The 18,776-nt window shown below is 50.7% G+C and carries 30 protein-coding genes; 10 read left to right on the plus strand and 20 right to left on the minus strand.

The window, feature by feature from the left end; genetic code table 11:
* Positions 1 to 5 precede the first annotated feature (5 nt).
* Both MKQ70_RS12855 and MKQ70_RS12860 read left to right on the plus strand, forming a co-directional pair.
* Complete coding sequence (locus tag MKQ70_RS12855; protein ID WP_248071475.1) at positions 6 to 812, plus strand: PAS domain-containing protein; 807 nt, start codon at positions 6 to 8, stop codon at positions 810 to 812.
* Complete coding sequence (locus MKQ70_RS12860) at positions 761 to 1,873, plus strand: sensor histidine kinase (protein WP_248071477.1); 1,113 nt, start codon at positions 761 to 763, stop codon at positions 1,871 to 1,873. Before MKQ70_RS12855 ends, MKQ70_RS12860 begins: the two co-directional genes overlap by 52 nt.
* On the opposite strand, the gene MKQ70_RS12865 is transcribed toward MKQ70_RS12860, so the two are convergent.
* From MKQ70_RS12865 to MKQ70_RS12890, 6 genes are all read right to left on the minus strand, one after another.
* A complete protein-coding gene (locus MKQ70_RS12865; protein WP_248071479.1) occupies positions 1,874 to 2,791 on the minus strand; it encodes a glycosyltransferase family 2 protein in 918 nt (305 codons plus the stop codon). It abuts the gene before it with no gap.
* Positions 2,792 to 2,804: 13 nt separating this feature from the next.
* A complete protein-coding gene (locus MKQ70_RS12870) occupies positions 2,805 to 3,407 on the minus strand; it encodes a glycosyltransferase family 4 protein (protein ID WP_308199455.1) in 603 nt (200 codons plus the stop codon).
* The gene (locus MKQ70_RS12875) at positions 3,368 to 3,742 is read right to left on the minus strand and encodes a hypothetical protein (protein ID WP_248071492.1); all 375 of its coding nucleotides are present in this window, start codon (positions 3,740 to 3,742) and stop codon (positions 3,368 to 3,370) included. Before MKQ70_RS12875 ends, MKQ70_RS12870 begins: the two co-directional genes overlap by 40 nt.
* A 73-nt stretch (positions 3,743 to 3,815) precedes the next feature.
* Positions 3,816 to 3,974, minus strand: coding sequence for a hypothetical protein (locus MKQ70_RS12880; protein WP_248071502.1), 159 nt, complete (start codon positions 3,972 to 3,974; stop codon positions 3,816 to 3,818).
* A 6-nt stretch (positions 3,975 to 3,980) separates the two neighbouring features.
* Positions 3,981 to 4,922, minus strand: coding sequence for a glycosyltransferase family 2 protein (locus tag MKQ70_RS12885; RefSeq protein WP_248071504.1), 942 nt, complete (start codon positions 4,920 to 4,922; stop codon positions 3,981 to 3,983).
* A 73-nt stretch (positions 4,923 to 4,995) separates the two neighbouring features.
* Complete coding sequence (locus tag MKQ70_RS12890) at positions 4,996 to 5,799, minus strand: glycosyltransferase (RefSeq protein WP_248071506.1); 804 nt, start codon at positions 5,797 to 5,799, stop codon at positions 4,996 to 4,998.
* 131 nt (positions 5,800 to 5,930) lie between these two features.
* Here MKQ70_RS12890 and MKQ70_RS12895 point away from each other — a divergent pair, with 131 nt between their 5' ends.
* From MKQ70_RS12895 to MKQ70_RS12905, 3 genes are read left to right on the plus strand one after another with little or no spacing between them, the layout of a single operon-like run.
* Complete coding sequence (locus MKQ70_RS12895) at positions 5,931 to 6,674, plus strand: polysaccharide biosynthesis protein (protein WP_248071509.1); 744 nt, start codon at positions 5,931 to 5,933, stop codon at positions 6,672 to 6,674.
* 31 nt (positions 6,675 to 6,705) lie between these two features.
* Positions 6,706 to 7,167 (plus strand): polysaccharide biosynthesis protein, encoded by a 462-nt coding sequence (locus tag MKQ70_RS12900; RefSeq protein ID WP_248071511.1) that lies wholly within the window; start codon positions 6,706 to 6,708, stop codon positions 7,165 to 7,167.
* Between the two features lie 37 nt (positions 7,168 to 7,204).
* Positions 7,205 to 7,402, plus strand: coding sequence for a hypothetical protein (locus tag MKQ70_RS12905; RefSeq protein ID WP_248071513.1), 198 nt, complete (start codon positions 7,205 to 7,207; stop codon positions 7,400 to 7,402).
* A gap of 31 nt (positions 7,403 to 7,433) precedes the next feature.
* Here the strand turns inward: MKQ70_RS12905 and MKQ70_RS12910 are convergent, their stop codons facing one another.
* From MKQ70_RS12910 to MKQ70_RS12970, 14 genes are all read right to left on the minus strand, one after another.
* On the minus strand, positions 7,434 to 8,669 hold the full coding sequence (locus MKQ70_RS12910; protein ID WP_248071525.1) for a glycosyltransferase: 1,236 nt from the start codon (positions 8,667 to 8,669) through the stop codon (positions 7,434 to 7,436).
* Between the two features lies 1 nt (position 8,670).
* Complete coding sequence (locus MKQ70_RS12915; RefSeq protein ID WP_248071534.1) at positions 8,671 to 9,264, minus strand: cephalosporin hydroxylase family protein; 594 nt, start codon at positions 9,262 to 9,264, stop codon at positions 8,671 to 8,673.
* A 132-nt stretch (positions 9,265 to 9,396) separates the two neighbouring features.
* Positions 9,397 to 10,254: an NAD-dependent epimerase/dehydratase family protein gene (locus tag MKQ70_RS12920; protein WP_248071537.1), complete on the minus strand. Its 858-nt coding sequence runs from the start codon at positions 10,252 to 10,254 to the stop codon at positions 9,397 to 9,399.
* Complete coding sequence (locus MKQ70_RS12925) at positions 10,254 to 10,895, minus strand: methyltransferase C-terminal domain-containing protein (protein WP_248071540.1); 642 nt, start codon at positions 10,893 to 10,895, stop codon at positions 10,254 to 10,256. Before MKQ70_RS12925 ends, MKQ70_RS12920 begins: the two co-directional genes overlap by 1 nt.
* Positions 10,858 to 11,325: a class I SAM-dependent methyltransferase gene (locus MKQ70_RS12930; protein ID WP_248071551.1), complete on the minus strand. Its 468-nt coding sequence runs from the start codon at positions 11,323 to 11,325 to the stop codon at positions 10,858 to 10,860. The genes MKQ70_RS12925 and MKQ70_RS12930 overlap by 38 nt, the downstream gene beginning before the upstream one ends.
* Positions 11,325 to 11,477 carry a class I SAM-dependent methyltransferase gene (locus MKQ70_RS38375; RefSeq protein WP_282456442.1) on the minus strand — a complete coding sequence of 51 codons (153 nt, stop codon included), beginning with the start codon at positions 11,475 to 11,477 and terminating at the stop codon, positions 11,325 to 11,327. The genes MKQ70_RS12930 and MKQ70_RS38375 overlap by 1 nt, the downstream gene beginning before the upstream one ends.
* Before the next feature lies 1 nt (position 11,478).
* Entirely contained in the window at positions 11,479 to 12,027 is a 549-nt protein-coding gene (gene rfbC / locus MKQ70_RS12935) for a dTDP-4-dehydrorhamnose 3,5-epimerase (RefSeq protein ID WP_248071554.1), read from the minus strand.
* A complete protein-coding gene (locus tag MKQ70_RS12940) occupies positions 12,024 to 12,407 on the minus strand; it encodes a CDP-glucose 4,6-dehydratase (RefSeq protein WP_248071557.1) in 384 nt (127 codons plus the stop codon). Before MKQ70_RS12940 ends, rfbC begins: the two co-directional genes overlap by 4 nt.
* A 109-nt stretch (positions 12,408 to 12,516) precedes the next feature.
* The gene (locus MKQ70_RS12945) at positions 12,517 to 13,047 is read right to left on the minus strand and encodes a GDP-mannose 4,6-dehydratase (protein WP_248071560.1); all 531 of its coding nucleotides are present in this window, start codon (positions 13,045 to 13,047) and stop codon (positions 12,517 to 12,519) included.
* Between the two features lie 37 nt (positions 13,048 to 13,084).
* Entirely contained in the window at positions 13,085 to 13,861 is a 777-nt protein-coding gene (rfbF, locus tag MKQ70_RS12950) for a glucose-1-phosphate cytidylyltransferase (protein ID WP_248071563.1), read from the minus strand.
* A gap of 55 nt (positions 13,862 to 13,916) precedes the next feature.
* Entirely contained in the window at positions 13,917 to 14,303 is a 387-nt protein-coding gene (locus MKQ70_RS12955; protein ID WP_248071566.1) for a C40 family peptidase, read from the minus strand.
* A gap of 174 nt (positions 14,304 to 14,477) precedes the next feature.
* Positions 14,478 to 14,666, minus strand: a complete 189-nt coding sequence (locus MKQ70_RS12960; protein ID WP_248071570.1) for a hypothetical protein — start codon at positions 14,664 to 14,666, stop codon at positions 14,478 to 14,480.
* A 399-nt stretch (positions 14,667 to 15,065) separates the two neighbouring features.
* On the minus strand, positions 15,066 to 15,302 hold the full coding sequence (locus MKQ70_RS12965; RefSeq protein WP_248071573.1) for a hypothetical protein: 237 nt from the start codon (positions 15,300 to 15,302) through the stop codon (positions 15,066 to 15,068).
* A gap of 91 nt (positions 15,303 to 15,393) precedes the next feature.
* Positions 15,394 to 16,356 carry an aminotransferase class V-fold PLP-dependent enzyme gene (locus MKQ70_RS12970; RefSeq protein WP_248071587.1) on the minus strand — a complete coding sequence of 321 codons (963 nt, stop codon included), beginning with the start codon at positions 16,354 to 16,356 and terminating at the stop codon, positions 15,394 to 15,396.
* A 99-nt stretch (positions 16,357 to 16,455) separates the two neighbouring features.
* Between MKQ70_RS12970 and MKQ70_RS12975 the strand changes: the two genes are divergently transcribed.
* The 5 genes from MKQ70_RS12975 (at position 16,456) to MKQ70_RS12990 (ending at position 18,717) form a co-directional block, all read left to right on the plus strand.
* Positions 16,456 to 16,632: a hypothetical protein gene (locus MKQ70_RS12975; RefSeq protein WP_248071590.1), complete on the plus strand. Its 177-nt coding sequence runs from the start codon at positions 16,456 to 16,458 to the stop codon at positions 16,630 to 16,632.
* Positions 16,629 to 17,096, plus strand: a complete 468-nt coding sequence (locus tag MKQ70_RS12980) for a (4Fe-4S)-binding protein (protein WP_248071593.1) — start codon at positions 16,629 to 16,631, stop codon at positions 17,094 to 17,096. The genes MKQ70_RS12975 and MKQ70_RS12980 overlap by 4 nt, the downstream gene beginning before the upstream one ends.
* Before the next feature lie 209 nt (positions 17,097 to 17,305).
* On the plus strand, positions 17,306 to 17,902 hold the full coding sequence (locus tag MKQ70_RS42195; RefSeq protein ID WP_372489970.1) for an alpha-L-fucosidase: 597 nt from the start codon (positions 17,306 to 17,308) through the stop codon (positions 17,900 to 17,902).
* Positions 17,802 to 18,467, plus strand: coding sequence for an alpha-L-fucosidase (locus MKQ70_RS12985; protein WP_372489971.1), 666 nt, complete (start codon positions 17,802 to 17,804; stop codon positions 18,465 to 18,467). Before MKQ70_RS42195 ends, MKQ70_RS12985 begins: the two co-directional genes overlap by 101 nt.
* Entirely contained in the window at positions 18,394 to 18,717 is a 324-nt protein-coding gene (locus MKQ70_RS12990) for a discoidin domain-containing protein (RefSeq protein ID WP_248071596.1), read from the plus strand. Before MKQ70_RS12985 ends, MKQ70_RS12990 begins: the two co-directional genes overlap by 74 nt.
* Positions 18,718 to 18,776 lie beyond the last annotated feature (59 nt).

An 18,776-nucleotide genomic window follows, 5' to 3' on the forward strand; every position in this document is an offset into this window, starting at 1 on the left:
AACGGATGAACGATAGCGAAACAAGGTTGAAAGCGTTGGTTTCAGCGGCTGCCGGTGTAGTATATCATTTGAGCGCCGACTGGAAAGTAATGCAGCACCTGGAAGGCCGCGGCTTTCTGCCGGATGCCCGGGAGCCCATGATAGACTGGCTTTCGAAATATGTACCGTCATTTGAACAGCCCCGCGTTCAGGCCGCGATAGACGCCGCAATGCACAATAAATCGGTGTTTGAACTGGAACACCAGGTTCTGCTGATCGATGGTACGATCGGCTGGACTTTCTCCCGCGCCATTCCTATTTTTGATGATAAGGGGGCAGTAACCTCCTGGCTCGGCGCGGCCAGCGACATCACGGCACGCAAACATGCGGAGGAGGACGCAGCCAGCCGCAAGAGCATGCTGGAGGCGATTACCGGCGCCACGCCCGACCTTGTGTACGTATTCGATCTCGACTATACGTTTTCCTACGCTAATAAAGCCCTGCTCACCATGTGGGGGCTTAGTTGGGAGGAGTCTATGGGAAAACGCCTGCTGGAAGTAGGTTACGAGCCCTGGCACGCCGAAATGCACGAGCGGGAGATCGATGAGGTCGTACGCACGAAGAAAATGATCCGCGGCGAAGTATCGTTCCCGCACGCGGAACTCGGCCGGCGTATTTATGACTACATCTTCGCGCCAGTGTTCGATGCGGAAGGCAACGTTACCATGATTGCCGGCACCACCCGCGATATCTCCGACCTGAAAAAGCGGAGGAAGCACTCATGCACAGCGAAGAACAATTTAGGAGCCTTACCCAGTCGCTGCCCCAGCTGATATGGACGACGCGGATGGATGGCTATTGCGATTTCTTCAACAAAAAATGGTATGACTACACCGGCGCCACGCCCGAATCTTCGTTCGGCGACGGATGGGCCCAATATATTCATGAGGATCAGCGGAACGGCCTGTACGCCTCCTGGCGCAACAGCCTCGAAACCGGTGCGCCCGTCGCCAACGAATTCCAGCTGAAAGGTAAAGACGGCGCCTACAGGTGGTTTAACGTACTTGGCAACCCCATCAGGGATGAAGAAAGAAAAATACTAAGATGGGTAGGCGCGCTCACCAATATCGATGAGCACAGGGAGAGCAAAGAACGGCTGGAGAAAGTAGTGCAGGACCGTACCCGCGAATTAATGCGTTCCAACGAAGACCTGCAGCAATTCGCACACGTAGCCTCCCACGACCTCAAAGAGCCGTTACGTAAAATAAAGTTTTATGTAGACCGCCTGCAACACGATGCCGACACCCATTTATCCACGCAGGGCCAGGCGTCCCTCGGCAAAATCGTCGCTTCCGCGGAAAGAATGTCTTCCATGATCGAGGGCGTGCTCTCCTACTCCTCCACCTCCGCAATACAGGCGCCGATGGGTATTGTAGACCTTAACAACGTGCTGCATGATATTACGACAGAGCTGGAGATCATCATGCAGCAAAAAGGGGCAACTGTGAGTTACCACGAGTTACCGGTAGTGGAAGGCGCCGAAGTGTTACTCTATCAACTGTTCTATAACCTGGTCTTCAACTCCCTCAAATTCGCCCGCAAAGGCACGCCGCCTGTTATACAGGTAGATAGCAGCATCGAAGTAATTAATGGGCAGCAGATGGCGAAAACCGTGGTGCGTGATAATGGGATCGGGTTTGCCGAACAGTATGCGGGCAGCATCTTCCATACCTTTACCCGCCTGAATTCCAAGGACCGGTACGAAGGCACGGGACTTGGGTTATCGCTTTGTAAAAAGATCGTGGAAAGGCATCACGGGCAAATTGAAGCCAGCGGCGAAGAAAATGTGGGGGCGACCTTTACAATATGGTTGCCATTGAAGCAGCAGGCGTAGTTAAAACCACAACCGCGCCTTCGTTTCCTTCAAATACGCCCTCGTATCCGCGGGCAGGGTGGTGCCTTTTTCACTCGACGGAATCTGTAATACCAGCTTCCATCCCTGCCACCAGCCTTTGAAATCCCATTTCGTCTTCTTGAGATATTCTAAAGACCACATCAGGGAGGTAGTGCCGAAGTACAACAGGGGCAGGTAACGATACACTACTTTCGCTTTATTTACCCACAACATCCGCATTTTATCCGCATGCGGCGTACGCCCTTTCGGTGATTCGTTGTGCATCACGACCACAGCGGAATTGTACGCAATGGCATACCCTTCGTTCAGTGCGCGATAACAAAGGTCATATTCTTCCATACCATAGAAAAAGTCGGCCGGATAAGGGCCGGTACGGTCGTACACTTCCTTTTTGATAGCGTGGCCACAACCGATAAAGTAGGAAGCGAGGAATTTATCTTTGTGCTTATATTCTTCGAAACGTTTGTGGGGAAACGCGTTCTGCTGCAGTTGTCCCGTGCTCGCATACAACACTTTAAAGCTAAGGATACCCACGGGACGTGTTTGTCCATAGTTATCTTCAAAAGCTTTTTGTATTTGTAACAGCGCATCATGATCGCGGAAATACGCGTCATCGTCCAGTGTAATGATGATGGGCGATTTAACCAGTGCGATAGCGTAATTGCGGCCACGGGCGACGCCCAGGTTTTCGGGCGCGTTCTCATATTGGAACGGCACTCCCGGCGTAGCGGCAATGAAGTCCGTTACCGGCTTGTAATCCTCCGTGGAGGCGTTATTTACAATGATCACACTTTCCAGCAATGTAGAAGCGCCTTGCTGTCCGGCGATGTTCTTCAGGAGGAACAGCGTATCGTCCGGGCGGTTATAAGTAATGATGATGATCGATAACGGTTTCACGATGGCATGTTGTTTAGGTCAGTAATGCACGGTAAGCGCCGGCAAAGGCGTTCATTCCGAAATGTGCGCGGGCATAGGTGATGTTATTATCGCGGAAACGTTGTTGCAGCGCAGGATCTGTGGCAAGGCGTTGCAGCGCTTCATAAGTATGTTCCAAAATATCGGCCTCCCCGATCAGCAGCCCGTTTTCTTCATGCTTCACATGAAAGGGAATATCCCCCACCCCGGTGGACACGATGGAGAGCCCACGCGCCATAGCCTCCATCACTACCATAGGAAAGCCTTCATAGGCCGATAACAGCACCAGCGCATGATGCTCCCGGTAAATACGGTCCATCTCCGCAGGATCACTTTTCTCGCCCAAAAATACGCCATATCCCTGCAAGGCTTCCGGTATAGCGGGTTTCACATTACCCATGTAGGTCATTTGCCCCGTACCGCTTTCCTGTAGCCACCTGGCGACTTCCGCGACCAGGTGCACGCGCTTCTGTTCAATATCCCCGCGGCCTACGTACAGGCATTTCAGCCCCGGGCTCTGTACGAGCGAGGTAGTATCTTCCGGCAGCTGTATGCCGTTTATAATAAGTTGTATCTTATCGATATAAGAAGAAGGAATACTATATTTTTATACAGCCGGATATGCGCATCGATCGCGTCCTGGCTGATCATCACGGTAGTATCGTAAAATGGCAGGAACGGGATGCGGATGTACGAAAAGCTGCACAACAGGTGAATCAATTCTACCTGTTTAATGTTTTTGTTGAGGTGGGGCGACAGCTTATATCCAAAGTTACATTGTCCGTTAAACACCTTCGGTACCTTGCGCTGGCTATTGACGTAGTGCGCTACGATGCCCCGGCACACAAAGTTCTGCCAGTATTTGAACTTATTATCCGTATAAGTGGAAATCTCTCTCAGGGTGATATTGGAGCCCTTGAAGAAAGGCAACATCGCTTCGCTCTTCGATTTCCTGGTAAAAAGATGATGATCTTCTTATCGGGAAACTGCTGCACCACGTCGCTGTTTACCTTCTCCGCCCCACCCACATGGTAAAAGGGGAAGAAAAGAACAGGTCATATTCCTCCGCCAGCGGGTGTTTTTTCGCATACTGCTTTCCCCACCAGGCGAACGGGAAAATAAAGATCGCCTCTATCCATCTTTTTAAAATCAACAATCGATACATATCCGCTTATTTGCGTGGCCGGCCTATAAAGCTCAGCCCGACGAGTATTTTGTTCAGCGCGCCTATTTTAAGCATTTTAAAAGAAAATGGCCGCTGGCTTTTTAAGATATACTTTACCACAGCGGGTGTATTACCCTGCATACCGGCTTCCACCAGTTCCCTTTCCTCCCGCACTTCCAGGTTGCGCATCAGTCGCCAGAAGAAGTCGTACACATAAGGACTTTGCAGCGCTTCCTCCCCTACTTTGTGCAACAGGTAAAAGTATTCGGGAATTTCTACGGTACGCACGCCGTGGCACGATTTGGTGAGTTGCAGATCACTGATGCCAATGTTCACCAGCACCTCGTCGATGTACACGAACCCAGGTTTATGGCGTAACAGGTTGATATAAAAATCAACATCCACCAACCATTGCAGGCGTACATCGTAGCGGTACAACTTATTATTACGGTGCATCACCGCGCTGGGCGGACCAATAAAATTCTTTTGGAAAAGATGCACGGGGTCCTGTTTCAGCAACTGCCGGTAAAAGGAACTGCAATGCACTTCATTCACCTTGCCTTCGTGATCGATGAAACATTCGCGGAAAGCGGAGAACACGAAATCCGCATCCGGATTCTCATCCAGCGCATCGGCCATTTTGCGCACGGCATTGGGGCGGGTGAACCAGTCATCGTCGTGCATGATTTTAATGTACCGGCCATTTGCCTTATCGTAACACACGTTCCAGTTGGCGGGCATCCCGGCAGCGGGCTGGTTGCGGTAGTATTGCAATGGCAGGCTGTCTGCATACGCCTTTACGAGTTGCTCCACGGCGTCGTCCGGACTATCATCCGTCACAATCACTTCCCAGTCCGTGTAGTCCTGCGCCACGAGCGAATCGAGTACCCTTTGCAGGTACTGCACGTTTTTATAGGCGGGTATGCAAATCGATACTTTTACTGTCATGCTTTTTTCCTGAATCGCGCGAAAGAAATATTAGTCAGCAACAGGGCGATGTACGGCCAGTTCCCCGGGTTGTTCAGGCTTTCGTATAATTAAGCCAGGCCATTTTTGCGGACAGCGATACCTTTTCCCGGCGCAAACGCAGCATCCAGCTGCGGGCGATGAGTTGTTCGGGATCAGGCTCTGCCGGAGCTTCCACGGCTGTGGGCAAGGGTACTTTATTTACATTTTTATGGAAGTGGATCGCTTCCAATACCCACTCGTCCGCAAACCGGCCGTAGGAATGATGCACCATATCAATATCATACACCACGGCTATTTTATATTTTTGAGCGATGCGCAGACTGATGTCCACATCGTAAAAATGGAATCCATTCAATCCCCCTTCATCAAAATTAAATTCCTGCCATACCTTTTTACGCATGCCCATAAACACCCCTTCCAATACTTTTACCGGGATGATATTTTCATTGGCAAGATGCGCCGGACGTATCGCTACCTGCTCCGTGCCACCACCGGGCAGCAGCTGGCGTATATAACAGCAGTCGGCCGACTTCAAATTGCTGGCCCAGCCAGAAAGCGTGCGGCTCTTATAGCGGCTGCCGGCGATACCTGTCATACCAAGCGACTGATCTTCGAAATGTTGCAATACCTTTTTACCCCATTCCGGCGTAAGCAGGTCGAGGTCGTCGTGCATGAAGCAGAGAATATCGTATTGAGCGGCGCTGGCGCTGCGGTTGTAAGCGCGGCGGATACCTATCTTTTCGTCGGCGTTATTGGTAGCGATGATTTCAAAGGGCACACCGATGGAGGCTGCAACTTTCTGCTTGATTACTTCCAGTTTATCCGGGTAACCGGAGCAAATGATGACGGATATCATGATCGTGCCGTTCTTTTCGAAGGTTAGCCGGCAAAATACAACTTTTCCGCCACATGGCGGTTTCCGTGTATTTAAGGAAACAACGGTTATATTTGTCCAATTTTAGTACAAACACGGCAGTAAAATCAGTAATGGGAACGATTGGCAAACAAAGTATTACGGCATCTATCATCACTTACATCGGTTTCGCGATCGGTGGTCTTACCACCATCCTGTTCCTGAACAGTAAGTTCTTTTCCGCCGAGCAGTATGGCCTTACCCGCGTGCTGTTCGACATTGCCTATACGCTGTTTGGCCTGGCCAACCTGGGCACTGTTTCTATCTTATATCGATTTTACCCCTATTACCGCGACCGCCTGCCCAATGAACGCCGCGACCTGTTCGGCCGCATGCTGATCGTAGCGATCATCGGCTTTGTGGTGGTGGCCATTGCCCTATTCCTGTTTAAAGGATTATTCATCCAGAAGTTCCAGGGCAAATCTCCGCTGCTGGTGGATTATTACTACTTAATATTTCCTTTTACCTTTTTCTTCCTGATTTTCTCCCTGCTGGAAGCACAGGCCTGGAACGAGCGCGCCGCCGTAGCCACCACTTTCTTCAAAGAGCTGGCGTTACGTTTCTTCACACTGCTGGGCATGGTGCTTTTCCTCGTAGGCTGGATCTCCTTCGACCAGTTCATGCTGTTTTTCAGCTGCCTGTTCGGCCTGCTGGCACTGGGACTGTACCTCTACCTGAAACGCAAACGGGGTATGGTGATCACCATTGAAAAGAGCATCGTTACGCGCCGGATGTGGAAGAAGATGATCCCCTACGGCGTATTCGTGCTGCTGATCACTTTTTGCAGCATCTGGGCAAAACCTTCGATACGATTTTGATCAGTAGTAAAAAGATACCGCCGCCGCGGGCGTGTTCACGTTTATCACCTACCTCACCTCGCTGATGGAAGCCCCGCAACGCGGGCTCATCGCCGCTTCCATACCGGTAATTGCACAGGCGTGGAAAGATAAGGACATGGGCCGCATCAGCCGCATTTACCAGAAGTCGGCCATCAACATGCTGCTCTTCTCCGGTTTCCTGTACGCGCTGGTAGCATTAAACTTCCGCAACGCCTTCGCTATTTTTCCTTTCCTGAACAAAGAATTCCTGGCCGGCGAAAGCGTGTTCCTTATCCTCGGCTTATCTAAAGTAGTGGAACTGGGCACCGGCGTTAACTCGCAGATCATCGTGACCTCACGCTACTGGCGTTTCGACTTCATTTCGAACGTCTTGCTGGTGATGTTACTGCTCCCCCTGAACTATCTCCTCATCAGCAAATACGACCTGGACGGCGTGGCCCCTGGCTACGCTCATCGCCTATCTCGTATTTAACCTGGTACGGTTCGTCTTTATCTATGTCAAGTTCCGTATGCAACCCTTCAGCTGGAGAACGTTGGCGGGTACCGGTGTAATGGTAACGGCATTTTGCGTGGCGCACTTCCTCGTGCATCATTCCTCACCGCTGGTGGAAATGATCCTGCAGAGCGGGGTGTTCGTTGTGGGCGCTGCGGTGTTCCTGGTGTGGTTCAGGGTGTCGGAGGATGTGAACGGGGGATTGATAAAATGATGAGAAAGTGGATGGGGAAAGTGTAGTCACTTTACCCCTTCAACTTCGGAAATACATTCGCCTTCAAATACAAATACCTCAACCCCTGCTGCACCTTGCTCACATACTGCTGCAAAGCACCTTTTAGCTCAAAACGGGTACCCAGCTGCATCGAAGCCGCCACATTACAGGCATCAAACACATTATTGATCTTCAGTCCTGTCGTATCGAGATAAATGGTTTCGCTGACCGGCGAGTATTTATGCTTCACCGGGATGTTCAGCAAAGGCTGATGCGGGTTCGCGGCCACGGTGGATTCAGCGAAAGGCAGCAGGTTATTCCGGCGGCCGATCTCCAGCAAGGTGTCCATCGTTTCGCGATATTTTAAATCGCTTTCGGTGGAAGCTACTTCCTGTGCTGTTTCGGTAATAATCTTTTCGATAGATAGTTTAGGGAAGCCCGGCACTTTCTCGTGCACCTGCAGCATCGCTTCCGCAATGGCCATATTGATGGTTTTAGAGAACACCAGCTGCGGATGGAACGGGATGTTATCACTATTGCTTTGCAGGTCGTTGATCGCCTTTTGGTCAATAGCGGAGTTGATCGTCGCGTAACCGGTGCTGTGCTTCGAGGTGGCATTCAGGCTCAGCGGGTAGTGCAGGCGCAGGTATTGATCTACCGTTGCGGCCACGGCGCCGCCGGAAAAGAAGTCCGGGATGCGGGAGTGGTAAAACTGTCCGCCGAACTTTTCTTTTAAGCCATTGATTACATCGATGCTGATAAAGCCGCCATAGAGGCTTGGAAACTGGATGGTGCTGACGATGTTCTGGGTATTGAACACGCGGGCCACTTCTTCCCTGGCATTTACCAGCCGGTAGTAGTTGCCCATCGGCACCATGAAGTGCGGCGACAGGCCCGGCCAGTTGTAATTGCCAAAGCGCCAGCCGATGGCGGGCACCTTGTACTTGTTCAGCAGCATCGCGGCATGCGATAACGCGCCGGGTAACAGGCCGTCATCGTCGCCCAGGATGCTCACATATCCTTCTTTTACATGAGCCAGCGCAAACTCCCAGTGGCGGGCCATAGACAGGCGCTTACCCGGATTGATGTACGTGATGCGCGGATCGTTAAAAGCGGCCACCACTTCGGCGGTGTTGTCCGTGCTGGCATTATCACTTACGATAATCGAGAAATTACCGTAATCCTGGCTGGTAACCGTTTTTAACGTCCAGTATAAAGTATCGGGCCGTTCTATGGTGGGAACGATCACCGTCAGTTTAGGCTGCATCTTATTTCACTCTTTTCAGGTAACCCTGTGGGGCCACGCTGATCAATAATTTATTGTCGATCTGCTTGTCAATCTCAAACTGGTCGTTTCCTTTCAGGAACTCGTGTACAGCGGTGAGCGGGTTGTCGCCGGGACCCCACGGACGGTTAGCCACGTAGTTATCGGGCAGGAACTCCACGATGGTATCGAAACAAACCATGTAGCTGCCTTTCGTTACAAATGGCGCATACATATTCAGTTCGTGCAGTACGTGTTCATGCGTATGGTTGCTGTCGAGGGCCACCAGTACGGTTTGTTTGCCTTTGGCATATTCACCGGCCTGCGCCACGATCTCCGGATCGATAGCAGAACCCTGTATCATCTTGATTCTTTTAGCCATCGGGTGTTTCTCTATCTCGGCACGGTTGTGCGCGCGGATGTCGATATCGATGCCCAGTACCTCGCCTTTGCCGATCAGCTCCATGATGGAAGCGTAATAGATCAGTGAACCACCGTGCGCAATGCCGGTTTCGATGATCAGATCGGGTTGCAGGTTCCAGATCAGTTCCTGCATGGCGATCATATCCTGCGGATACTGGATGATGGGCCGGCCCATCCAGGAAAAGTTGTAAGAATACTGTGACTTGTTGGACGCGGTGTTAAACGCTTCCGCTGCACTTTTCAGTTCTTCATTATGTTCGAACGAAGCGATGCGGTCTGCTCTTTCTGGACAAAGGCTTTTATTGGATCATTCATTGTTTAGAATGGTTTTTAGTTTTGTTGATTCGCCCCAGAACTCCATGGGTTCATAATCGGGGTATGGGTAATGACCCAATACCAGTTCTATATGTTTATTGGCGCTAGCCAGATAATCCAGCACCAGTTGTTTTACGGTAACCGGTTCGCCGCTGCAACAGTTAATAATGCCTGTCACCGCCCACTGCCCCGCGATTTTCACGATGTATTCCGCCACGGTAGTCACCGGCAGGTAATCGCGCACCTGCATGCCGCCACTCATCTCGAAACTGGCCTTCCCCTCTTCCAACGCCCGCTCCAGTTGCGACAATAACGATTTAGGATGTTGTCCTTTGCCATACATGTAAAACAACCGCACCCAGCGGAAGGTAAACGGCTGCTGCTTTTGCAACTCCGTCATAAACTTGCGCAATGTGTCCTTCGCAAGCGCGTAGGGATTATCCGGGCGGGCATCGTCGCTTTCTTTCAAAGCGCCGGTTTGCATGCCGTATTCGAAACAGGTACCGGTAATGGTAATATCTTTCAGCCCGTTGGTGACCAGGTTTTTCAACAACTGGTAATGGCGGGGCAAATTATCTTCGAAATGAAAAAGCGACTTGTAATTTGGTAAACCTTCCCAGGCCAGGTGCACCAGCAGATCGGGCTGACCAAAATACCGGAAGTAATCTACGGCCGGATCAAATTCCTCCAAGCGGAAAGGCACATACTGTACGCGGTTAAACCAGGCCATGGACGCAGCCTTTTCCGCACCGGCAGAAGTGGCGATCACTTCATATCCGTTTGCGAGCAGCTGCTCCACTACATACTGACCAATGAAGCCGGTGGCTCCTGTTACCAGTGCCTTTTTCATCAGGATACGCGCACGTTCGGAATAGGCACCACGAACTGGCCGCCCCATTCCCGGATGTACGACAATTGATTTTTAATCTCCGCTTCCAGGTTCCATGGCAGGATGATCACAAAATCCGGGCGCTCCGCTTTCAGGTGCGCTTCGTTCATGATCGGAATATGGCTCGCCGGCATAAACTTGTTCTGCTTAGCAGGATTTGCATCCACCACGAAGTCGATCAGGTCGGCCTTCACACCACAATAGTTCAGGAGCGTATTGCCTTTGGCAGCAGCGCCGTAAGCAGCTACTTTCTTGCCTGCTTTCTTTTGCTCCACCAGGAACTGCAACAGGTCTAATTTCACCTGTAATGCTTTTTGCTGAAAGTTATGATAGTATTCCAAACGCGTGATGCCGCGTTCTTCTTCTTTCTTCAATAAGGCCGCTACATTCGGGGTAATTTCTTTAGATGCATCCCCTTTATGTTTTGCATAAATGCGCAAAGAGCCGCCATGCGTAGGCAGTTCCTCTACATCGAACATCTCTAAACCGGCGGCTTCAAATATCTGTTTCACGGTGTAGAACGACAGATAAGAGAAGTGTTCGTGGTAGATGGTATCGAACTGGTTATTGTCTACCAGCTGCATCAGGTGCGGGAATTCCATGGTAATTACCCCCTTGTTTCAGCGCGATCTGCATGCCCTGTACAAAGTCATTAATGTCCGGAACGTGCGCCAGTACGTTGTTGCCAAGCAACAGGTCCGCCTGGATACATTTCGCTGCCAGGTCTTTTGCAAACGCTACCCCGAAGAACTGCTGTACGGTTTCGATCCCTTTTTCGATCGCCACTTTAGCAGTGCTGGCCGTAGGTTCCACGCCCAGTACAGGTACGTTTTTCTCTTTAAAATATTGCAGCAGGTAGCCGTCGTTCGACGCAATTTCAATCACTTTCGACGATTCGTTAAACCCGAAGCGGCCGATCATGGTTTCCGTATACTTCTTTGCATGCGCCAGCCAGGTGGTGCTGAACGAAGAGAAATACGCGTAGTCATTGTTAAACAGCGCATCCGATTTCTGGTATTCATCTACCTGCACTAAAAAGCAGTGATGGCACAGGAATACTTTAACGGATAATAAGCCTCGGGCTCGTTGAGCTCCTCCGCTTTCAAATATGAATTCGACGCCGGTGAATTCACCAGGTCTATAAACACATGCTTCAGTTCATTTTTGCAAAACCTGCATTGCATATCAGATGCCTTTGAAATTGTTAGTCAGATATTCATGTTTCTCGTCCCGCTCCGAAATATCGGCCACTGCCAGCGGCCATTGAATGTTCAGCATCGGATCGTTGTACCGGAGGCCACCTTCATGACCCGGTGTATAAAATTCGCTGTGATGATACAGTAATTCGCAATCGTCTGTCAGCGTCTGAAACCCATGGGCAAAGCCTTCCGGGATGTACAGCATGCGACGGTTGGCTGCAGATAATTCCGTCCCAAAAGCCTGCAGAAAGGTGGCTGAACCTTCGCGCAGGTCTACGATCACGTCAAATACTGCGCCGCTGATGCAGCGTACCATTTTTATCTCTTTAAAAGGAGGATATTGAAAGTGTAAACCGCGCAGGCTCCCCTTTTTGCGGGTGAACGAATGATTGAGCTGCAACCACTCTTTCGTATGACCAATCGCTGCAAATTCGTTTTTGCAATACGTGCGGGCAAACCAACCACGGTGATCTTCGAATGCATTCAGCGAAACGACGTACGCGCCTTTTAAGGGAGTGGGTTCAAACTGCATCATCCGCCGTATGCTTTGATCTGTTGTAAAGTATATTCCAGGCGGCTGTCGGCGGGTTGCTTGTACCATTCCACCGTCCACTCAATGGCCTCGGCAGCCGTTAAGCGCGGCGCCCATTCGAGTTCGTCCATGGCGCGGGAAATATCCAGCTTCAGCAAAGTGGCTTCATGCAGCTGCCCCGGCTGCGAAGCATCCAGCCACGAGCCTTCGCCCCATACGCTGATCGCCTGTTCTACCAGCTCCTGCACCGTTAAGTGATCCGATGGCACAGGGCCAATGTTATATGGCCTGCTGAACGTTTCCGGTGCTTTGCTTAACAAAGCGCCCAGCAACAGGTACGCACCCAACGGCTCCAGTACGTGCTGCCAGGGCCTTACCGCCACCGGGTTACGGACCGATATGGGTTCGCCTTTCGCCGGGCACGGATGATATCCGGAACAATGCGGTCGACACTCCAGTCGCCCCCGATTACATTACCGGCGCGGGCGCTGGCTAATGCTTTACCGTGTTCGGCGATCTTACCGGGATGAAAAAAGAATTGCGGAAAGAACTAACGACCAGCTCTGCACAGGCCTTGCTGGCGCTATACGGATCATAACCGCCCAGGGTATCTGTTTCGTGGTAAAGGATGTCTTTCTCCTTATTATCGTACACCTTATCGGTGGTAATCACCACGATCACACACTTTCCCGGCAGTTTAGACGCGGCTTCCAGCACATTGGCCGTACCGGTTACGTTCACATCGAACGTTTCGGCGGGCATCGCGTAGGAGCGGCGCACCAGCGGCTGCGCAGCAAGATGAAAGATATAATCGGGCTGAAAAGATCCGATGGTATCGAACAAAGTAGCACGATCGCGGATATCCGCAATCACGTCCGGGGTTTTCAGCCGGGGCTGTATGGCCTGGTACACGCCATCGCCATACTCCGGCGCCAGTGCATAACCTTTTACCACCGCGCCCAACGAATCGAGCCAGGCGGTCAGCCAGCTGCCTTTAAAACCGGTGTGCCCGGTTACCAGCACTTTTTATCCTTATAAAAGGAAGGAAAGTCCCTGTAACTTACCATACTTTCCACTTTGCTTTGTTGCTCTGCCACATGGACTCCAGCTCGATTTTATCGCGCAGTGCGTCCATGCATTTCCAGAAACCATTGTGTTTAAAGGCCATCAGCTGTTTGTCGTTCGACAAACGCTCCATCGGCGTATCTTCCCACATCATGTCGTCCTGGTTGCCTTCGAGGTAATTGAAGATTTCCGGGCGCAGCACAAAGAAACCGCCATTGATATAATGACCGTCGCCTTTGGGTTTTTCTTTAAACGTATGTACAGTGCCATCACTGCCCAGCTCCATACCGCCAAAGCGGGCTTCGGGCTGAATAGCAGTAACCGTCGCTATTTTATTATGTGATTCGTGGAAGGCAAGCAGCTGGCTCAGATTAATGTCCGATACGCCGTCGCCATAAGTAAGCATGAAGTCCTCGTTGCCAACATACTGCTGCACCCTTTTGAGTCTGCCCGCGGTTTTGGTATTTAAACCGGTATCCACGAGGGTTACCTTAAAAGACTCGGTATTGGTGAAATGCACATCTACTTTATTGCTGGTTAAGTCGATGGTCACATCGCTGTTATGCAAAAAGTAGTGCATGAAGTATTCTTTGATCACGTATCCTTTATAACCCAGGCAAATAATAAAGTCATTAAAACCGTAGTGGGAATAGAGCTTCATGATATGCCACAGGATAGGCTTACCGCCGATTTCGACCATGGGTTTGGGGCGGGCGTCTGTTTCCTCGGCAATCCTGGTTCCAAGGCCACCGGCGAATATTACAACTTTCATTTTTTGCTTATCTGTTATAAATTAGGTGCGTAAAGATATAGTATTTCGTTACAATTTAATTGATCCTTCCCCCGCCGATAAAGTACTTTTTCCAGTAATCCTCGTTCAGGTCGCTGATCATGACCCCTGAGCTCACGGAAGCGTGTACAAAGCGGTCATTTTCAAGATATACCCCTACGTGCGATACACTTTTACGGTTTATTTTGAAGAAGACAAGATCACCGTACTGCAGTTCTCTCCTGGACAGGCGGCGTGACTGCGCATACAAATCGGCCGAATTGCCGTAGTTGATGGCCGACTTGAATACCTCGAGGAGCATATTGGTGGCAAAGTGCGAGCAGTCGATCCCGCTACGGGTATTACCGCCAAGACGATAGGGCGTACCCCACCACTCTTCTATGAAACCGAACAGTTTTGCATTGGTCACGTCTTCCACGGCCACATCGAGCAGCTGGGCGTATTTGAACTGCCAGCTGGCAGCCCTTTCGATCTCGGTGCCCGTATTACGGTCGTTCCACTCCTGGAGCGCGCATTACGGCCGTTATAACGATGCTCGGAGGTTTTAGCATCCCGCGAGATAGCGATGTCATCTATAAATGTAACCTTGTTCTGATGATCAGCCGTTTTTTCCGCCCGCGGCTTCGTGGAAGACGCGGTTTTCTTCGCCGTATTGCAGGAAGCCAGCGCCAGCAGGCAAAACGGCAACTGTATTAAAATATTCCCCTTTCTCTTCTTCATTTTCAGGCGACATGGTTTTTCTAAAAGTGTGCAAAATAAAAAAATTACCGATAATGAGAGGGATCAACAGTATACAAATGATATTTTTTTTGAAGCCGTGGCGGTAGAGAAGTAACTTTCCGGGGTGGACCGTAGTATGGCGGAGCCGGTTAAAGGCCAGAACGGATGGTTCAGTGATGGTTGGGTGATGGTTCAGTGGTGGTTCGGTAAGCCTGTCACGTCCTAAAACAGGTTGACACCCAGGTTAGCTAATCCGTATTAACAGGATCCTTACTGGATCCTTCGCTGATCCTTCGCTCATCCTAGGCTAAAACCGCTTCCACGGCCGATTGAACGTAGGATGAGCGAAGGATCAGCGAAGGATGGTCTTAAGATGGTGTTAGGAGCCTCATGCGTAGACCATCAGATGAGCTTGTCACCGGGAATTAAACACCTTCTTCCGTGCAGGCCCTGACCAAACGCCGCCTTACCCCTTCCCCGCCATATCCCGCAGCACACTAACCAGCTTATCCAGGTCGGCGAGCCGCGTGTATACATGCGGCGTTACCCGCACACAATGCATATTCTCCCGGCTCACGCTCACCGTATGAATGCGCGCCGCCTCAAACAGCCGTTTATCTACCTCGGCCGGCGTAAACCCGTTTACCGACACCCCGGCAATAGCACAGCTAAAAGCAGGCTTCAGGGAGGTATGCAGTTTCACCCCGGAATGGCCCGGGCTTTTTCGGCCCAGTAGTTTTTCAGGTACCGGATGCGGTCTTCTTTCCGCTTCGGACCGATGGCGTTGTGAAAGTTTACCGCCTCGCCAATGGCCTGCTCAATGGCAAAGCTGCGGGTACCCAGTGTTTCAAATTTGCGGATATTGCCACTGCGTGGCTCGTCGTTACACAAAAGCGGCCAAATGTTGGCGATCTTATCTTTTTTATCCACAACAAACCACTGCCTACGGGGGCCGATAGAAATTTATGTAGACTTGTACCGAAGTAATCGCAGTGGAGATCGGGGATCTTGAAGTCCAGCAAACCGAAGCTGTGCGCACCGTCAACCAGCACCTCAATGCCCCGGCTGTGCGCCATATCGGCCAGTTTGCGAACGGGCATGATTTGTCCCACCCAGTTAATCAGGTGGGTAATATGCAGCAGTTTCGTTTGCGGCGTAATAGCATCCGAAAAGGCCTTTACAATGGCATCCTCGTCTTCCGAAGGAAAATCAAAGGAAAGCTGTTTATAATGAATGCCTTCCCGCAACTGGCGCTGCTTCCAGGCATTGATCATATTGGGATAATCCTGTACCGTACCGATCACCTCGTCGCCACGCTGTAAGGGCAGGCCGAATATCACGGTATTTAATGCCTCTGTGGCATTGCGGTTAATGGCAATTTCTTCCGGATCCGCACCCGCCAGTGCCGCCAGTTGCTGCCGGAGCGGTTCACGGCCCTTGTCCATAATGCGCCACATGTAAAAACTGGGGCCCTGGCTGGCCTGGGCGTTATATACATCCAGCGCCTTTTGTACCGATAGCGGCTGCGGGCTTACCCCGCCGTTATTGAGGATGATGACGTCGCCTTTGTTCGCCGTGTAACTGTCCTGCACCGTTGCCCAATAAGCCTCGTTCTCCGCATCGGGCACCCTACTGTTTAACAAACGTTGCGCATCAGCAAAGCTTTGTGCATGCAACAGGTTAAACAGGCTATTGGCGGAAAAGGCGCTGGCGGCCATCAGGGCTGACTTACTGAGAAAGGAGCGGCGGGACGACATAGGTATTCTTTTAGGTAAGCACAATATAACAAAAAAGGCAGCAACTAAGCTGCGCCCTTATACGTTAATTAAGAAGATAAAGCAGCTAAACCACAGACTATGCAGTACAAATTAGACAAACCCGTTCATGGTGAAAACGGTGTAGAGAAATATCAATGTACAATTGAATGGCGCAATGGCAGCTTTATTGCCGACGAGCCGGTAAAAAGTGGCGGTAAAGACCGGGGCCCGATCCCTACACCCTGCTTCTCTCCTCCCTGGCCTCGTGTACAATGATCACACTGCGCATGTACGTGGAGCGCAAAGGTTGGAACGTTCCGCATATCATCGTTAATACCAACCTATGGCAGGAAAAGAAAGAGGAGGTCATGAAAACGATCATCGACAGGGACCTCCAATTCCCCGGCGCGGAGCTGGATGCCGTGCAGAAAGACCGGCTGCTGGAAATCGCGAAGGCCTGCCCGATCTCCAAAATACTGGAAGGACAAATTAACGTGCGCTCCTTTGTATTGCATGAAGAAGATATCGAAGAAAAAATTAAATACAGCAACAACGACATTACCGTTCTCTGGAAACCCTCATTCTGCAAGCATTCCGCCCGTTGCGTAAGCCAGCTGCCCGAAGTTTTCGATGTAAAGGCGCGGCCATGGATCAACATAGAAGGCGCCGCGACCGAACGGATTATTGAACAAGTAAACCGCTGTCCGACCGGTGCACTTACCTACCTTAAAAAAGCCTAAAAAAACCGCGTTTTCTTCAACCTGAAATGGATGAACGGTATTGGAATTTACAATCTTAAATGAATTGTAAATGGCATAAAAAAATATCTTTATATTTTGATGGAAGTATGCCTTCAAATGCCCTAAATTCGGCCTTTCAAGCCGATTCGTACAATTGTGCGAAGTTATAAAAACGGCCATTCATCAACTGAAAAAGCGAACGTTTTTCAATGAAAAGAAAAGTCAACTTTAGCGTATGGGCGGCAATCTTTGCAGGCATATTTTCTATGTCCGGCAACACCGCCTCAGCACAAAGCATCAGCGCGGAACAACTGCGCAAAGACCAGCAGGATTTTGTGAATCTCGGGTTTGGTATGTTCATTCACTATGGTATTGCCACTTATGTAGATGACGACTGGGCAGATCCCGATGCACCGGCATCGCTCTTCAACCCTAAGAAACTGGATGCGGACCAGTGGGCAAAAGCGGCTAAAACGGCCAATATGACCTATGGCTGCTTAACCACCAAACACCACAGCGGTTTCCCGATATGGGATACCAAAACCACTTCGTACAATGTGATGAACAGTCCGCTGAAACGCGATGTGGTAAAGGAATACGCGGATGCCTTCCGTAAAAACGGGCTGAAGGTAATGCTCTATTATTCTATCCACGGACACGCACCACAAACTGCGCCCGGGCCAGATCACGAAAGCGCATATCGAAATGGTAAAAGAACAGCTGCGCGAGCTGCTGACCAACTACGGAGAAATTTCCGCCATGATCATCGACGGCTGGGACGCCCCATGGTCAAGGATCTCTTATGATGATGTGCCTTTCGAGGAAATCTACCAGCTGATCAAGTCCATCCAGCCACGTTGCCTGGTAATGGACCTGAATGCGGCGAAATACCCTGCGGAAGCACTGTACTACACCGATATTAAATCGTACGAGCAGGGCGCGGGTCAACACATCTCTAAAGAAACCAATAAACTGCCTGCCCTTTCCTGCCTGCCGTTGCAGAGCAACTGGTTCTGGAAAACCAGCATGCCGCGCCAGCGCCTGAAAAGCGTAGACGAACTGGTAAATAAAAACCTGATCCCTTTCAACCAGGCGTATTGCAACTTCATCCTGAACGTAGCGCCTAACCGCGACGGACAGTTCGATGAAAACGCGCTGAACGCACTGAAAGAAATTGGCAAACTGTATAAGAAACCTGCTACCCTGCCGGCTTTCCCGGAAGCAGCCGCGCCGATCATTTCACACAACAAAGCGATTCGCCCCTGCCAACTCCAGCTGGAGCAACGACTACGCGATCATGGACTTTGCGAACGACGACCGTTTCCATACGGCCTGGAACAGCAATCCGAACGTAAAACAGCCCTGGTTTGAAGTAGAGCTGAGCGGTGATAAAGGCGTGAATATGATCACCATTTATGAAGAAAACCAGCGCATCACCAAATACCGTCTCGAATACAGCGTAAACGGCGTTTGGAAAACACTGCTCAACAGCACCGATACCGGCCGCGTAAAGATCCACCGCTTTAACCGCGTGTGGGCCGATAAAGTACGGATCGTGATCGAGTCATATAAAGACACGCCATCCATCAACGAATTTGCGGTATACGACGAACGTCGATAATAGCAATCACATCTGCATAAAAAAGGGGAAGCTTCAGACACAGCTTCCCCTTTTTCTAT

Origin of the sequence: Chitinophaga sedimenti (assembly GCF_023156195.1) — a bacterium.
GTDB classification, from domain to species: domain Bacteria; phylum Bacteroidota; class Bacteroidia; order Chitinophagales; family Chitinophagaceae; genus Chitinophaga; species Chitinophaga sedimenti.

Coding starts and splice junctions, on each gene's coding strand:
- MKQ70_RS12920 (WP_248071537.1), bottom strand. CDS start 10,254: ATGAAAAAGGCACTGGTAACAGGAGCCACCGGCTTCATTGGTCAGTAT.
- MKQ70_RS12885 (WP_248071504.1), bottom strand. CDS start 4,922: ATGACAGTAAAAGTATCGATTTGCATACCCGCCTATAAAAACGTGCAG.
- MKQ70_RS12905 (WP_248071513.1), top strand. CDS start 7,205: ATGCAACCCTTCAGCTGGAGAACGTTGGCGGGTACCGGTGTAATGGTA.
- MKQ70_RS12895 (WP_248071509.1), top strand. CDS start 5,931: ATGGGAACGATTGGCAAACAAAGTATTACGGCATCTATCATCACTTAC.
- MKQ70_RS38375 (WP_282456442.1), bottom strand. CDS start 11,477: ATGCAATGCAGGTTTTGCAAAAATGAACTGAAGCATGTGTTTATAGAC.
- MKQ70_RS12880 (WP_248071502.1), bottom strand. CDS start 3,974: ATGTATCGATTGTTGATTTTAAAAAGATGGATAGAGGCGATCTTTATT.
- MKQ70_RS12975 (WP_248071590.1), top strand. CDS start 16,456: ATGCAGTACAAATTAGACAAACCCGTTCATGGTGAAAACGGTGTAGAG.
- MKQ70_RS12875 (WP_248071492.1), bottom strand. CDS start 3,742: ATGTTGCCTTTCTTCAAGGGCTCCAATATCACCCTGAGAGAGATTTCC.
- MKQ70_RS12910 (WP_248071525.1), bottom strand. CDS start 8,669: ATGCAGCCTAAACTGACGGTGATCGTTCCCACCATAGAACGGCCCGAT.
- MKQ70_RS12915 (WP_248071534.1), bottom strand. CDS start 9,264: ATGGGCCGGCCCATCATCCAGTATCCGCAGGATATGATCGCCATGCAG.
- rfbC (WP_248071554.1), bottom strand. CDS start 12,027: ATGATGCAGTTTGAACCCACTCCCTTAAAAGGCGCGTACGTCGTTTCG.
- MKQ70_RS12855 (WP_248071475.1), top strand. CDS start 6: ATGAACGATAGCGAAACAAGGTTGAAAGCGTTGGTTTCAGCGGCTGCC.
- rfbF (WP_248071563.1), bottom strand. CDS start 13,861: ATGAAAGTTGTAATATTCGCCGGTGGCCTTGGAACCAGGATTGCCGAG.
- MKQ70_RS12985 (WP_372489971.1), top strand. CDS start 17,802: ATGGTAAAAGAACAGCTGCGCGAGCTGCTGACCAACTACGGAGAAATT.
- MKQ70_RS42195 (WP_372489970.1), top strand. CDS start 17,306: ATGAAAAGAAAAGTCAACTTTAGCGTATGGGCGGCAATCTTTGCAGGC.
- MKQ70_RS12925 (WP_248071540.1), bottom strand. CDS start 10,895: ATGGAATTCCCGCACCTGATGCAGCTGGTAGACAATAACCAGTTCGAT.
- MKQ70_RS12980 (WP_248071593.1), top strand. CDS start 16,629: ATGATCACACTGCGCATGTACGTGGAGCGCAAAGGTTGGAACGTTCCG.
- MKQ70_RS12990 (WP_248071596.1), top strand. CDS start 18,394: ATGGACTTTGCGAACGACGACCGTTTCCATACGGCCTGGAACAGCAAT.
- MKQ70_RS12970 (WP_248071587.1), bottom strand. CDS start 16,356: ATGTCGTCCCGCCGCTCCTTTCTCAGTAAGTCAGCCCTGATGGCCGCC.
- MKQ70_RS12890 (WP_248071506.1), bottom strand. CDS start 5,799: ATGATATCCGTCATCATTTGCTCCGGTTACCCGGATAAACTGGAAGTA.
- MKQ70_RS12860 (WP_248071477.1), top strand. CDS start 761: ATGCACAGCGAAGAACAATTTAGGAGCCTTACCCAGTCGCTGCCCCAG.